12 protein-coding genes are annotated in these 14,543 nt (G+C 60.3%); 8 read left to right on the forward strand and 4 right to left on the reverse strand.

Annotated elements, in window-relative coordinates; all coding sequences use genetic code 11:
- Nucleotides 1–2 precede the first annotated feature (2 nt).
- Nucleotides 3–1,388, reverse strand: coding sequence for a tetratricopeptide repeat protein (locus Q666_RS45230; protein WP_022999643.1), 1,386 nt, complete (start codon nucleotides 1,386–1,388; stop codon nucleotides 3–5).
- A gap of 243 nt (nucleotides 1,389–1,631) precedes the next feature.
- Between Q666_RS45230 and Q666_RS45235 the strand changes: the two genes are divergently transcribed.
- Nucleotides 1,632–2,783: a YeeE/YedE family protein gene (locus Q666_RS45235; protein WP_022999644.1), complete on the forward strand. Its 1,152-nt coding sequence runs from the start codon at nucleotides 1,632–1,634 to the stop codon at nucleotides 2,781–2,783.
- A 93-nt stretch (nucleotides 2,784–2,876) separates the two neighbouring features.
- A complete protein-coding gene (locus tag Q666_RS45240) occupies nucleotides 2,877–3,356 on the forward strand; it encodes a DUF302 domain-containing protein (RefSeq protein WP_022999645.1) in 480 nt (159 codons plus the stop codon).
- 394 nt (nucleotides 3,357–3,750) lie between these two features.
- Here Q666_RS45240 and Q666_RS45245 read toward each other — a convergent pair whose 3' ends face one another.
- Complete coding sequence (locus Q666_RS45245; protein ID WP_022999646.1) at nucleotides 3,751–4,512, reverse strand: SDR family oxidoreductase; 762 nt, start codon at nucleotides 4,510–4,512, stop codon at nucleotides 3,751–3,753.
- Between the two features lie 281 nt (nucleotides 4,513–4,793).
- Between Q666_RS45245 and Q666_RS45250 the strand changes: the two genes are divergently transcribed.
- The 4 genes from Q666_RS45250 (at nucleotide 4,794) to Q666_RS45265 (ending at nucleotide 9,884) form a co-directional block, all read left to right on the forward strand.
- The gene (locus Q666_RS45250) at nucleotides 4,794–5,579 is read left to right on the forward strand and encodes an ion channel (RefSeq protein ID WP_031268870.1); all 786 of its coding nucleotides are present in this window, start codon (nucleotides 4,794–4,796) and stop codon (nucleotides 5,577–5,579) included.
- A gap of 123 nt (nucleotides 5,580–5,702) precedes the next feature.
- Nucleotides 5,703–6,569: a polyhydroxybutyrate depolymerase gene (locus tag Q666_RS45255; RefSeq protein WP_022999648.1), complete on the forward strand. Its 867-nt coding sequence runs from the start codon at nucleotides 5,703–5,705 to the stop codon at nucleotides 6,567–6,569.
- Nucleotides 6,570–6,978: 409 nt separating this feature from the next.
- Entirely contained in the window at nucleotides 6,979–8,271 is a 1,293-nt protein-coding gene (locus Q666_RS45260) for a CoA transferase (RefSeq protein ID WP_022999649.1), read from the forward strand.
- Nucleotides 8,268–9,884, forward strand: coding sequence for a thiamine pyrophosphate-binding protein (locus Q666_RS45265; RefSeq protein ID WP_022999650.1), 1,617 nt, complete (start codon nucleotides 8,268–8,270; stop codon nucleotides 9,882–9,884). Before Q666_RS45260 ends, Q666_RS45265 begins: the two co-directional genes overlap by 4 nt.
- A 43-nt stretch (nucleotides 9,885–9,927) precedes the next feature.
- On the opposite strand, the gene Q666_RS45270 is transcribed toward Q666_RS45265, so the two are convergent.
- Nucleotides 9,928–10,623 carry a DUF4336 domain-containing protein gene (locus Q666_RS45270; protein ID WP_022999651.1) on the reverse strand — a complete coding sequence of 232 codons (696 nt, stop codon included), beginning with the start codon at nucleotides 10,621–10,623 and terminating at the stop codon, nucleotides 9,928–9,930.
- A gap of 50 nt (nucleotides 10,624–10,673) precedes the next feature.
- Here Q666_RS45270 and Q666_RS45275 point away from each other — a divergent pair, with 50 nt between their 5' ends.
- Nucleotides 10,674–11,252 carry a TetR/AcrR family transcriptional regulator gene (locus tag Q666_RS45275; RefSeq protein ID WP_022999652.1) on the forward strand — a complete coding sequence of 193 codons (579 nt, stop codon included), beginning with the start codon at nucleotides 10,674–10,676 and terminating at the stop codon, nucleotides 11,250–11,252.
- A gap of 210 nt (nucleotides 11,253–11,462) precedes the next feature.
- On the forward strand, nucleotides 11,463–12,551 hold the full coding sequence (locus tag Q666_RS45280) for a cache domain-containing protein (protein WP_022999653.1): 1,089 nt from the start codon (nucleotides 11,463–11,465) through the stop codon (nucleotides 12,549–12,551).
- 12 nt (nucleotides 12,552–12,563) lie between these two features.
- Here the strand turns inward: Q666_RS45280 and Q666_RS45285 are convergent, their stop codons facing one another.
- Nucleotides 12,564–14,543, reverse strand: coding sequence for a cellulose synthase catalytic subunit (locus Q666_RS45285; protein WP_022999654.1), 1,980 nt, complete (start codon nucleotides 14,541–14,543; stop codon nucleotides 12,564–12,566).

The raw sequence follows: 14,543 nt of genomic DNA on the forward strand, positions 1-14,543 counted from the left end.
GGTCAGACCGAGCCGGTAGCCCTGAGTTTTTGGTCTTCCATCACTCGGTGGGCGCGGTGCATTTTGTCGCATATTTCAAGACGTTGTTCGGCGAATCTGTCCAGTGCACCGCGTTTGTGCGTCCGGCTGTTGAGCAGCCGTTCCGCATCTTCCGGCATGCCTGCCCGCAGGGCTGCATCGATTGTGATTCGCTCGAAGACATCGCGCTGAGCGTGCGAGCCGCCGACCATGTATAGATTGTCTCTCGCCGAGTCCAGCAGGGCAAAGGCGGAGGCATAATTGCCTTTCCGGTACTGTTCCAGGCCGAGGCCGGTCGGCAGTCCGGTTTCCGCGGTGATCCGGCCAAGATCCGTTTCGGTTTGCGCCCGTTCCTTCAGTCCGGTCAGCAACCGCTCGGCACCCATGCGGCGGCCACCGTTCAATAGGGCCAGCAGGTAATGCAGGTCGGCGAAGACATTGCAGCCGTCTTCGGCGCGCTTGTCGGACAAAAGCGCCAGCTCGTCCCAGCGGGGGCCAGTATCGACCCCTTCAAGCTCCAGGCGAACAAGCAGCGAGGCCGCATTGGAAATGTCCCGGTAGTCGTCGGTCTTGTCCTTGCGGATGTCGGTGTCATAGAGCGCAAGTGCCTTGTCGGCCTGGCCCTGGTCCAGATACATCAACGCCAGGTGCCACCAAACGTGATAGCCGAAGTTGTTGCAGTGGGCCCAGCCTTCCGGCTGTGTTTCCAGCCAGCCAGCCCCTTCTTCGGAGCGGCCGGTCATGTCGTGCACATGGGCGACGGCGTGAAGGCCCCAGGCATCATCGCGGGCAAATTCCAGTCCCTTGCGGCCGGCAGCTTCTGCCAGGCGGTAGTCGCCGGTTTCTTCCAGAGAAAACGCCCGGCAGCCAAGCATGTAGCCATAGGCCGGGTGGGTTTCGCCATAGGCCGCATGCACCCGCTCGATCGACTGGCGCATGCCCGTGGCATCGCCCAGCACGAAGCGGATCGCGTGAACCAGTTTCATGATCAGGGCATCTTCGGGAACCGTTACCAGCACGGTATCTAGAAGGTCGGCAGATCTTGTGGGATATCCCTGCAACCACGATCCGAGGGCGTCGACCACGGCAAGTTCGCGTGCCGTGACCGGCGTATGCTGGACCGAGGTTCTGGCAATCGCCAGGCATTCCTGTGCCGTCGCGGTCAGTTCCTTTCGGCCGAGCAGCAGGCAGAAAATCCCGCGTGCTGCATGACCAAGCGCAAAGTCCGGCGCCAGGGCGAGGCATGTCTCGAGATGTTGGGGAGTAGTCCTGCCATGCGCCAGAAAGGCTTTCACGGTCTCGTTCCAGGCGGCCAAGGCTTCCTTGTCCGACAGGGTAAGCTCATATCCGAATTGATCAGTTAGACGCATAACAGGCCTTTTTGTTTCTCATTCCGGTCCTCTGAAACCGGGTCCCGCCAACTGCGGCTGTAAATGGCCGGATGGCTGAATATTCCTATCCAAAATCCGCAGGCGGCACTTGAACTGCAAAACACAAAAAGGTGTTGGCAATGTGTAGGTGAAGAAAAGACACCTTCGTTGCGAAATTAAGGCGGGAAGTGCAAGTCTTCGTATCGGGGTTTTAAAGTCGGATCTGCGCGGGAGCAGGAACACATGGCCTTGGCCGTCGGGAAAACTCAAGCAGCCGTCGTCGCCATTGCGGGCGGCCTTCTGGCCATGGTCGCACTGGGTGCCTATGGCGAAGCCGGACCGCGCCAGGCCGTGGCGGTCCTGATCGGCGGTCTCGCAGGCCTGTCGCTCTATCATGCAAGCTTTGGCTTCACGGCCGCATGGCGACGGATCGTGACCGAAAAACGCGGCGGTGGGCTCAGGGCGCAATTCGTTCTCATTCTTCTGACCAGTGCGGTTTCCTTTCCCCTGATTGCCTGGGGGCATGCGCTTGGCTGGCCCACGGGCGGCTTCGTCTTTCCCTTCGGGGTGGCAGCTGCCTTCGGTGCCTTCCTGTTCGGTCTCGGCATGCAACTGGGCGGCGGCTGCGGATCCGGCACGCTGTTTACCGCCGGTGGCGGTTCCACCCGCATGATGATTACCCTGGCGTGCTTTGTCCTCGGGTCAGTGGCTGCCACGGCGCATCTGCATCTCTGGGGCCGCTTGCCCAAATTGCCGCCGATGTCCCTCATCCGGGAATTCGGCCCGCATGGCGCTTTTCTTCTGACCGCGCTCATCCTCGGCCTGTTGGCAATTGCAACCATCATCATAGAGCGGCGCGCTCACGGTTCGATTGCCCAACCGAAGCCGACAGTTTCGTTTCTCAGCGGCCCGTGGTCCCCCATGATGGGTGCGGTGATGCTGGCGATCGTCGGCATTGCCACATTCGTGGTGATTGGACGTCCCTGGGGCATCACCTCTGCCTTTGCGCTTTGGGGCGGCAAGCTTTTTCACGCGGCAGGCGTGCCGGTGGACAGCTGGCCCTACTGGACCTGGCAGCGCGGAGCTTTGGAAAACCCCGTGCTGCGCGACACGACGTCCGTCATGGACTTCGGCATCATTCTGGGTGCAATGGCGGCAGCGGGCCTCGCCGGACGTTTTGCTCCGGTCTGGCGTCTGAACCGCCGCGACGTGCTGACGGCGATCGCGGGCGGGTTGATGATGGGCTACGGCGCCCGCCTGGCGTATGGCTGCAATATCGGTGCTTACCTGGGCGGTCTGGCGTCGGGCTCGCTGCACGGCTGGCTGTGGCTGGTCTTTGGCTTCCTTGGCAGTCTTGCCGGAACCCGCGTGCGCTTGCGGCTTGGCATGGACTGAAGACGTCCTGAAGCACACCGCATTGTGACGCGTTCGTGAGGCAGGCCCCGCTAGAGTGCGCGGCATTGCAACATCGCCTGCGGGAGAAAGAAGATGCGTCTGTTTGCCCTGGTTGTCGTCACAAGCCTGTTTGCCGTCGGATTGGCCAGAGCGGACAGCCTGACCGATCGCGAAGGCTGGCAGGTCCTGCCCACGACCAAAAGTTACCCTGCGCTGGTTGATGATCTCAAAAGTGCGATCGAGGAAGAAGGCATGTTGCTGGTAACCCAGGCCAGTGCCTCGGACGGTGCGAAGGGCAGGGGAATTACCATTCCCGGCAACCGCATCATTGGCGTCTATCGCAATGATTATGCCGTCCGGATGCTGGAAGCCTCCGTTGCCGCGGGTATCGAAGCACCAATCCGGTTCTATGTCACCGAAAACACCGACGGCACCGCAACGCTTTCCTGGAAAACGCCCGGTTTTGTCTTCGCACCCTACATGGACGAGGGCGGCTCGGCCTTGCAAGAACTTGCAAGGGAACTCGATCAGGTCTTCACCTCTATCGCCGACAAGGCTGTTGCCGCACAGTGACAGTCCTGTGAATTGCGTAATCGATTGGCAACCACGCCTTGTTTTTGGGCTTGTGAAACTGTCTGGGCGACCCCACACTCATAGTGTGTTCAACAACTGAAAGGAGGTGTGCCCATGTCTAATGAGTATCGGTGCGTGGCCCAAGTGTCTGGGCGGAATCGAACGGTGCTGGAGCAGCCTCTGGTAGTGAGAGATTTCGCTGGGATCTGATCCGGGACTTGTGTCACGTCGATCTCATGGGAGGGCCGCTAGCGCGGCCCTCTTTTGTTTTTGAAGCCTCGTTGGCCTGTTGAGGGCCTACCTCGTTCCATATTTCAGAGGGTCATCCCGGACGCAGCGCAGCGGAGATCCGGGATCTTGGGGGCTGGACAGCCGACCGGCGTGCTGACGGAACTCAGATCAGGCCGACAGACTTGCGTACATCCTCGTCGCGCAGCGAGCAATCCACACCACGATAGGCATCGCCCGCGGGCGTGCATAGCCAGCAGATGGCTTCACCGACCCAACTGGCCGGAATATGCACCGACGGATCCAGCTGGCTGACCGGGTTCAGTCCGGAGGCCTTGATATCGACCTGCATCTGCGTTGCGACCGTGCCCGGGCTGAGGCCGACGATACGCAGGCCCTTGTCACCGAATTCCTTGTCCGCACAGCGGGTGAGGGAAAGTGCAGCCGCCTTGGAAGCACAGTAATGGCTCCAGCCTTCCAGCGCACTGACCGCAGCTCCCGAGCTGATGTTGACAACGGTACCGGCGCCCTTGGCCAGCATATGCGGCGCCACGGCACGCAGGCCGTAGTAGACGCCCTTCACATTGATATCGATGACCTTGCCCCACTCCGCCGGATCACTGTCCTCGATCCGGGAGATCGGTTCGATCACGCCGGCATTGTTCACCAGGATGTCGAGGCCACCATAGGTGTCGATGGCCGTCTGTACTGCCTTGACCACCTCGTCATAATCCGCGACGTCGCAAACGACTGCCGTTGCATCGCGGCCTTCCGCGCGGATTTCGCCGGCGATGCGTTCGATATCTGTGCCCGAGCGTGCCGCCAGAAGGACCTTGGCACCATATTTCGCCAGGCTGCGGGCGGCAGCTTCTCCAATGCCTCGGCTCGCGCCCGTCACCAGGGCAACTTGTCCCGACAAATCAAACATGTAACGTTCCCGTTCTGGATGGGCCTTTACGGCCTCTGGACCTGCCGGTATTCGCGGACGTTTGCACAAACGTCGGAATGCGGGCGGGTTCTGACAAAGGTTCGAGCGTCCTGCATTCAGCGGAATTCAGGAGGCTCTGGTTGATCGACAGCGGACATTAGTGCGGTCGGCCGTGAGAATAAACAGCTTGTTTGCAACAGCATCGTGCGGCATCTGCACGAATGATCCAGCCAGCGCGCACAGCGTATGCCGGTCAGTTCGCAAGGAAACAGGGGAAGCCGATGGCGGACACGAAGCGGAGTTTGCAGACGATCCTGCGCCAGCTCTATTTTGGCGACACGGTCGGGTCGCGGGCGTTCCGGTATGCGCTTTTGCTGTTCGATCTGGTCACCATCGGTTATTTCATCGTCTCGTCGATGATCGACAAGGACCGCATCCATCATGAGCTGGATTATGCGATCGCCGCGGTTCTTGCACTCGACTATGTTGCGCGTCTGATCGCCGAAAGACGGCGGACCAAATACGTCTTCAGCTTCACATCGCTTGCTGACCTTGTGGTGATCGTCTCTCTGGTCGCTCCGGCCTTCTTCGAGAATTTCGCCTTCCTGCGCGTTGTGCGCATGTTGCGGCTGATGCGCTCCTATCACCTGCTGAAGGAGCTGCGCCAGGCGTCGAAGTGGTTCCGCCGCAACGAGGAGATTTTTCAGTCGGGCATCAACCTGATCGTCTTCATTTTTGTCGTGACGGCCCTGGTCTTCGTAGTCGAGAACGACCGCAACGCCAACATCAACAACTATCTCGACGCGCTCTATTTCACCGTAACCACGCTGACGACAACCGGCTTCGGCGACATCACCATGACCGACAGCGTCGGCCGGCTGATGACGGTGGTGATCATGATCTTCGGCGTCGCCCTGTTCCTGCGACTGGTGCAGACGATCTTCCGCCCGGCAAAGGTCAATCTGTCGTGCCCCGATTGCGGTCTCAACAGGCACGATCCGGATGCGGTGCACTGCAAGCATTGTGGCCGGGTTCTCAATATTCCAACTGAAGGCACGTGGGACTAGCCACCTTGCAGGCCTGAAGCCCTCTCGCCGATTTGTGAAGACGAACCGCTGGACAAACGCCGTCCGGGAGCCATCCTTACCGGCGGAGCGGGGCAATGGTTTTTACCGTGCAAGGAGCACTTCATGTCATTGGCGACAGTTACCGGTTTTTCCAGACGCCTCGGCCTGCTGGCGGGCGCCGTGGTTCTGGCTCTGGGCGCATTCGGCGCACCATCGCAGGCGGCAGGCACCGCGGCTTGCGGCGAGGAAAAACCCTGCAACGTCACGAACGGCGAATATTTCATCCACCTGCCGGAGAACCAGCCAGCCGACAAGCCTCTGGGTGCAATCTTCTTCCTGCATGGCCATCGCGGCAAGGCGATCAACGAAATCCGCAACCAGAGCTTCCGCAAGATGGCGGACGATCTGGGTGTTGCCTTCGTTGCGGTTCAGGGCATGAACGGCACCTGGTCTTTCCCGACAGCGCCGCGCAACCTGCGGAACGAACCGGCGTTCTTCGACAGCGTCCTTCAGGATCTGTCCGACCGCTTCGGCATCGACCGAAGCCGCACCATGCTGTCCGGCTTTTCCTCCGGCGGTTTCATGACCTGGTACATGGCCTGCGAGGATTCCGGCATGTTTGCAGGATATGCACCGATCGCGGGCGCCTTCTGGGAACCTTTGCCGCAGTCCTGCGTGACGGAGACCCCCTATCTCTTCCACGTGCATGGCACGTCGGACACGGTTGTGCCGCTCGAGGGACGCTGGCTTGGCGGGGGCAAGTGGAAACAGGGGGACGTATTCAAGAGTTTCGACGTCTGGCGCCGCAAGGACGGTCTCTCTGAAACCGCGCCGAAGACCCATACCGAAGGCAACCTCACCTGTGAAACCTGGCAGCCGAAACACGGCTTCCTGGAGCTCTGCCTCCACGACGGTGGCCACAGCGTGAGCGCCAGCTGGATCAAACGCGCCTGGAACGAGCTTGCCGAGATGAAGGGCTGGACGACCTAGGCAAGAACGAGGCGTGCGCTGAGCCAAGTTGGATTTCAAGGCATGACGAACTGGATGGGGGGCACCAAAGATGGTTGGATATTCATAGGGTTGGAAACTGACCTGCCGCAAGAAAACCCTCTCCATCGTCCTCCTAGGCGAGCACCACGAGACCCGGGGCCTACTCGTTTCCAGGGCATCAATTGTCTCGCAACCGCTTCTCCTGGCACTTAGGTGCGTTGATCCCGACACTCCCTTTGCCCGGTCTGGGCCATTCCTCTGCCTGCCAGACGTTCTTTTCCGAAAGCCCCTCCTTTCCGTTTTCTAACGAGAAAGTGAGGCGGCTTGTCTGGGGGGGCTGATGCTGGCTTGTTGACGGCGCCCATCAGCCTGTGGCCTTTACCGGGAAACGTCATTTTGAAGGTGAGCCTTGTCCCAGCCGTCTCCTGCCGCATCCGGCGCCTTGTCCGGCCTTGTTGTCCTCGACCTTTCCCGCATTCTCGCCGGACCGACCTGCACCCAGATCCTGGGCGATCTCGGTGCGGAGGTGATCAAGATCGAACGGCCGGTCCGGGGGGACGACACGCGCGGTTGGGGACCGCCCTTCCTGAAAGATGGTGAGGGCAGGGAGACCGGCGAAAGCGCCTACTACCTTTCCTCCAATCGCAACAAGGCGTCCGTCGCCATTGATCTCGCCAGCCCCGAAGGGCAGCAGCTGATTGCCGATCTGGCGGCAAAGGCCGACATTCTGGTGGAGAACTTCAAGGTCGGTGACCTGAAGCGGCGCGGACTTGACTATGACACGCTGAAGGTTCGCAACCCGCGCCTGATATACTGTTCCATAACCGGCTTCGGACAGACCGGCCCTTACGCACAGCGGGCAGGATATGATTTCCTGATCCAGGGCATGGGCGGGATCATGTCGCTGACGGGCTTTGCGGATGAGGACGGCGGCACGGAAACCAAATGCGGCGTCGGCATCGCCGACGTCATGTGCGGGATGTATGCGACCGTCTCCATCCTCGCTGCACTCAACCACCGCAACAGCACCGGAGAAGGTCAGTCCATCGATATCTCGCTGCTGGATGCTCAGGTCTCCTGGCTGATCAACCAGGGTGTGGCCTATCTTACCTCCGGCAAGGTGCCGGGCCGCCTCGGCAACGGCCATCCCACCATCGTTCCCTACGAGACTTTCCCGGCAAGCGACCAGTCCTTCATTCTGGCGGTTGGCAATGACAGCCAGTTCTGCAAGTTCTGCAAGGTTGCCGGTGCGCCGGAACTGGCCGCAGATCCGCGTTATGCCAGAAATGCCGACCGGGTGCGCAACCGTGCGGAGCTGGTCCCGAAGATCCGCCGTCTGACAATCGAGAAGGCCGCGGCAGAGTGGATTGCCGAGCTTGAAGCTGAAGGCGTTCCCTGCGGCCCGGTGAACGATCTGGAACAGGTTTTTGCCGACCCGCAGGTGCTGGAACGCCAGATGCGGATCACCCTGCCGCATCCGCTTGGCGGCGACGTCGACCTGATCGGCTCGCCCATCAACCTGGAAAAGACGCCGGTTGCCTACCGCAGCGCGCCGCCGCTTGTGGGAGCGGATACTGCGGATGTTCTGACCCGGCTGCTCGGACTTAGTGCAGACACCCTTTCCGATCTTGCCGGCAGAGGCATTCTCGACCTCGGCCCAACCCCGCCAGACACGGCGACTGAAGGACACAGCAGCAAATGACCACCGGTGCGGATATCATTGCAGGCAAACTTCACGCGGCAGGCTGCCGTCACGCCTTCGGCATTCCGGGCGGCGAGGTGCTTGCCCTCATGCAGGCGCTGGACGAGGCAGGCCTCAACTTCGTGCTGGTGAAGCACGAGAACGCGGGTGGCTTCATGGCCGAAGGCGGCTGGCATGCCGACGGCGCGCCAGGCGTGCTTCTGGCAACGCTCGGGCCGGGAGCGGCCAATGCGGTCAACGTCGTTGCCAATGCCTGGCAGGACCGGGTGCCGCTGATCTTCCTCACCGGGTGTGTCGACCACGGAGAGGCGGAAAGCTACACCCACCAGGTGTTCGATCATCAACAGTTGCTGCGCCCCATCGTCAAGGCCAGCTTCTCTGCTCGCCTGGGGGCGCTGGACGTGATGATGGAAAAGGCACTGGCCATTGCGCTCGACGGCCAGCCTGGCCCGGTGCACATCGACGTACCGATCCGTGTTGCCGAGGGGCACACACAGGAAGCCTGGAGCCGTGTGTTCCAGTCTTCACCGGTCGCAACCGCACCGGTGCCCGGCCCGGATCTCGACACTGCGCTGGACCTTTTCAGAAAGGCCGAACGGCCGATTGCGATCGCCGGTGTCGATGCCGTCAACGAGGCAGCTTCGGCTGCAATTTCCGAATTCTGCGAAGCGTTTCAAATCCCCCTTGTCACCAGCTACAAGGGCAAGGGCCTGCTTGACGAAAACAATCCGCTTGCCCTTGGCGGAGCCGGCCTCTCACCCAAGGCCGATGGCCTGCTGCTGCCGCTCATCAACAAGAGCGACTGCATTTTGCTGCTCGGCTACGACCCCATCGAGATGCGCATCAACTGGCGCAATCCGTGGGATGCCGACGCGCCTGTGGTCGACATCACCCCGGTGCTGCGCACCCATGGCATGCACAGTGTACGGTCAACGCTGCGCAGCGCAGTGCAGCCGGCGCTTGATCTATTGGGCGCCGCGCGCCAGCCGGCAAAGCCCTCCTGGCCGGAAGGAGAGCCCGCCGCCGTCCGGGCCGAGCTGGACAAGGCCTTCGCACCGGAAGCGTCCGGCTGGGGCCCGGGCACGGTCTTCCACACGCTGCGCGCGGCCTTGCCGGCCGACACGGTGGCAACTGCCGACAGCGGTGCTCACCGCATTCTTGTCAGCCAGATCTGGCGCTGTCCGATGCCTCGCCAGATGCTGCAGTCTTCCGCGCTCTGCACCATGGGCTGCGCCGTGCCGCTGGCCATGGGCCACCGCGTGGTTGAAGGGGCATCCCCGGTAATTGCCTTTGTTGGCGACGCAGGTCTGGAAATGTGCCTGGGTGAACTTTCCACCCTGCGTGACCTCAAGATCCCCGTCATCATCTGTGTGCTGGTCGACACAAGCCTGTCGCTGATCGAACTCAAGCAGCGCTCCAGCCAACGCCCGAATGTGGGGGTCGATTTCGGCGAAACGGATTTCCCGGCCGTCGCCAGGGCCTATGGCGGCCACGGGGTGTGGGTGGAGGATGCAGAAACTTTGCACCGTGAGGCCGAGGACGCGCTCACCCGCGAAGGTTTCACCCTGCTGGCCTGCCGGATTGAGCGGCGGGCATATGATGGGACGTTTTAGAGAGGGCTAGACCCAGCTGAGTTTTGCGCAATGTCTCTGGACGTCACGATTTGATCAGCCAGCGGAAAGCATCCCGGAGAAAGGCCTGGCCGTTTTCGGACACCGGGGTGCCGTGCGCGATCAGAACCCTCTTGCTGGGCCAGTCCAAGATTTGCCGCACGGCAAACCGGGCGGCATCCCGGTTCGTGAAAGCGAGCCGGAATTTCCGTGGAACGGAAGGCGTTTGCCTTGTCATCAGGTCGAGGCGAGCAACCAGGGCACGCCATCCCTTGAACCAGCCGGGTGAAAACTGCTGCAGCAGATCCGCGAAGATAGCCGTGCCACTGGCCCGGTGGAACAATACGGCTTCGCTGGTAATCCGGTTTCCTGGAACCACCACGACATCAATCTCCGTCTGCCAGCCGGGCACCGTGATGCCGGCGAGCTCGCCAGCGAAGACAAGATCAGGTCGCTTTTTTCGCAGACCCGGTGGTGCGAGAATTTCGGCGTCGGGATAGGCCTGCTGCCATTCGGCAAGGAAGGTGTCATGCAGACTGTTCGGCGGAACGATGTAGCGGACCGTGCCGAGCGCATCGACGGCAGAACCGAGCTCCGGAGAAAAGGCAACGGGCGACCAGACGACTAACCCTTCGCTGGAAAGGCGGATGATCGCCATGCGCGTGGGATAGTGAAATCCGGCAGCGGCTCTCACCGTCGGGCCTTTCGCAATCCAGATTTCCGGTCCGAATTCCTCGAGCATCGCCTGGCTCCATTATTTACACGAGTATAAAATTACACTAGAGTATAAAAATGACAAGTCTGAAACGCACCGAGCGCTCGCGCGTACTCATCCTCGATGCTGCGGAAATCGCGTTTCGCGAACTTGGGTTCGAAGGGGCTACGGTTCATGTGATTGCCGAGCGCGCAGGGCTGACGCGCAAGACCGTCTATAATCTCTTCGGGTCGAAGGAAGACATTGCTCTCAGCCTCATAGCGCGGGTGGAAGCCCGGGACACAGACTATCGTGACCGCATGGCCGAGGGACAGCACGCGGTAACGTTGCTCGAAGCGGTGCTGATAGACAGTGCCCATTGGTGCATGGCCAACCCCGCAGTGGCGCGGCTTGCACTGGTGCCGGTTCAAAGACCTTCCCTCGAGCCACCGTCAGACCGCCCCTCGTTTCAGGGGCTCGTGCGGGACATCCTGGCTCTCGGCCAGGCCCAGGGGCTGATACGCAAGGATGAAGGACCGGAATTCATGGCCCTGATCGTGCTGGGTGTCTATGGACAAGCCATGCTGAACGGTTTGCAGGCTGGCGTGGTTCCAGAGGCAGACATTCGCAAGATTGTGCGTCTTGTGGTGGAGGGCATTGGCGGAGTGACTGCCTGATGCATCCATGTGTAGCGACGTTGCCATTATTACCTAGTTCGCCAGCCTCCACGACAGGGCGAATTTTAATCAGTCTGGCAAGAACCCCTTAACCATCGAGCCTGAAACCGCCTGCCAAGCATTGTTACCCACTATCGGTGGTCGTGGGTGTCACACAATTTCCCCTATTCGCTGTGTCTGATTCACTTTCCGTGGGATGAGGAGTGATTGATGACGGAGAAGCGTGCCAGAACTGGCTACCCCTCTTTGGTGGTGGCCATATGTGGTTTTGTTGCACTTGGAGGTGTGATCGCGGTCCTCAGTGCCTGGTCGTTCGTCGGCCAGCGGCTGAAGGAAAGCCGCGACGCTGCACTTGCGGAAGCCGTCTCGGTCAGGGCCAGGGGTGTTGGGCTGGATTTTGCCCGGGAACTTCACCAGGATTGGCGCAATCTTCGGCTTGTTGCGGTTGAGATGACAGGGCGCGGCGAGCCTGCCGTCAGAACAGCATTGGATCTGATCGTCGCCGAAAAGGAGCGTATCTCCTGGGCCGGTCTTGCGTCGGTCGATGGAAAGGTCCTGACGGCCTCGTCCGGCATGCTGGAAGGCGCCGATGTTTCTTCTCGTCCGTGGTTCACGAACGGCCTTGGCGGAGATTTCGCCGGGGATGTTCATCCGGCCGTTCTTCTGGCGGAGCTGCTGCCACCCATTGGAAACGAGCCTCGCCGCTTTCTCGATATGGCAACGCCTGTAACGGATGAATTCGGGTCGGTCGAAGGGGTGTTGGCCTTCCATATCAATCACCACTGGGTCGAGCAGTATCTGACTGAAACCGCCCATTCCATGGGGCTGGATGTCTATGTGATCGACCGGACAGGGAACATTGTTGCACGAACAGATGGCCTTTCCGAGCCGATCGACAAGCTGCAGAGTTTTCGGTCCGCAATGACCGGTGCCCGGCAAACCGGGGTGGAGAAATGGCCGGATGGTGCAACTTACTTCACGACAGTGATCCCGGTGCTCGGCTATGCGGACCTGCCCGCATTCGGCTGGAGCATGATTGCGCGCATCAACAACACTGCGCACCCCATCGGCGAATTCACGAGCCTTTTCATCGTCTACTTCGTGACCCTCGGCATCGTCCTTGCCGCTCTTACGGCCTTGTTCATCCTGATTTTCGTTCGGCCTTTTCGCAAACTGGCAAAAACCGCCAGGGCTGTCATGCGCGGTGAGGACATCTACCCCTATGAAGCAAGGACCACGGCGGAAGCGAGCGTGCTGAGCGCTGCTGTCGCGCGGTTACAAAACAAGATGCAGCCGTAAGATCTTGTGCTGTCAGCGTTGTGGAGCTGACAGTCTTTGTGCAAGGTCACCAAGCAACGCGCGGTAACGCGTTTTGGTTACGCCCGGGGCTTCTCCCGTTGTGTAGAAGCGGCGTAGCAGGGCTTCATGCTGTTCCGGTTGCGGCTCCAGCAGGAGGCGGGCGCCGTCGTCGTCCGGCATCGTCACGATGGCATTGACGATGCCAACACCGTCGATTTCGATCCGGACCGGGGTATCGTCGGGTATCGACGCACCACGGATCCTGACGGAGTTCTGCGTCAATCCCACGATCCAGACCCGGGTTCTGCCAGTGTCTGAATGAAGAATGGCCCGTTCGGGTTTGTCCTGGAAATGGATCTCGCGCCTGGGAAGTTCCACGCAGACAATCATCGTCACGCCAAGGACAATCAGGTTGTAGAACGTCCAGAACATGATCACGAGCTTGCCATCGCCCGCGTCATTATACGCAAAGTGGTCGGAGATGATGCCGAGCAGCAAGCCGATAATGGTCAGCAGGAAGAATGTACCGAAGAGGCCAATCAAGCGCCACTGAACGACCACCCGGCTTCTGTCGCCGCCTTTTGCGGTCACCGAGAAGGGATGTCCCTTCGGAAAGAACAGTCCCGTGAAGGCGGCCCTGGTAATCGGCACTGCGCCGAGCAGCTGGCTGATGTCGTTGACGATCGGAACGACCAGGCCTCCGGACACAAAGTTCAAGGTGATCAGGATCCAGAGGTAATAGGTGCCGAAATAGCGCAGCACTTCCTGCAAGGTCGCATCGACGACCATGATGTTGAAGTACCAGTAGAGCAGCGGGTAGACGAGGATTGCGATCCGGAACGGAAAGTTCGTCGTCCAGTAAAGCACGCTGTCGATCACGCTCCATCGGTCGGCAAGCCCCAAGCGATTGTCGGAAAAGGGGCCGAACCGGCTGCGGGCGATCTGCATCATGCCGAGACACCATCTGGCGCGCTGGCTGATGTATTCCTTGAGACCTTCCGGTGCGAGGCCCTCGGAAAGGGCTTCATTCAGGTAGACCGTGTTGTAACCGGCATCCTTCAGGCAAAGCGTCAGAAGGAAATCCTCTGTAATGCTTTCCGTCGAAAACCATCCGATCTTCTGCAGCGCGTTCCAGCGGATGACGGAAGAAGTTCCGCAACAAAAGGCAATGCCCCAGGCATCACGCGACGGCTGCAGGTAGTCGAAGAAAAAGCGTTGTTCGTCCGGATAGGACCGGCTGAGGCCGAGATTGTGCTGGATCGGATCCGAGTTGAAGAAATGTTGCGGCGTTTGAACCAGTCCAACCTTTTCATCCTTGAGAAGAGCGACCGTTCTTTTCAGAAAATTGCTGTGTGGAACGAAGTCTGCATCAAGGACGGCAATGAAACTGGGCGCTGTATCTTCTTCGGCCATTTGGCGAAGCGCATGGTTCATGTTGCCTGCCTTGGCCCCCGTGTTTTCGGGCCGGCTGACATACGTAACCCCTTGCGCGACACAGTAGTCCTTCAGCCAGTCGCGCCTGCTGTCATCAAGCACATGGACGCTGAAATCCGGATAATCGAGGGCAAGTGCTCCAACGATCGTCCGTTCCAGAACGTCCCGCTCTTCGTTGTAGGTGGGAATGAGAACGGCCACCTTTGGAGCGGGCTCCGGTTCCCACCAGTCTTGCTGCTGGTCCGCCTCCTGTTTGCGGTCGCGGTGCCTCGACAGGATAAGAAACGCACTGAGCGAGGACAGGCACGCTGCGCATTCGATCGCGAAGAAGGACCAGCTTGCGAGGCAGTCGAAGGTCAGATCCAGCGGTGCGAGCGTGTAGGCGGCGCGCCAATACAGATACCGCGCTGTCAGCACGGCGCAGACTGCAAAGAGCAGAGCCCTGTGCCAGGTTTTTTCCCGGGACAGAAGCAAAGGAACAAGCATTCCAAGCGCCAGCACAAGGTTGAGCTGCACGATGCTGGAAACGGTGTCGCTTAGGTAAAGGACCGGGAACAT

Origin of the sequence: Labrenzia sp. C1B70, assembly GCF_000475395.1 — a bacterium.
Lineage (GTDB): Bacteria > Pseudomonadota > Alphaproteobacteria > Rhizobiales > Stappiaceae > Roseibium > Roseibium algicola.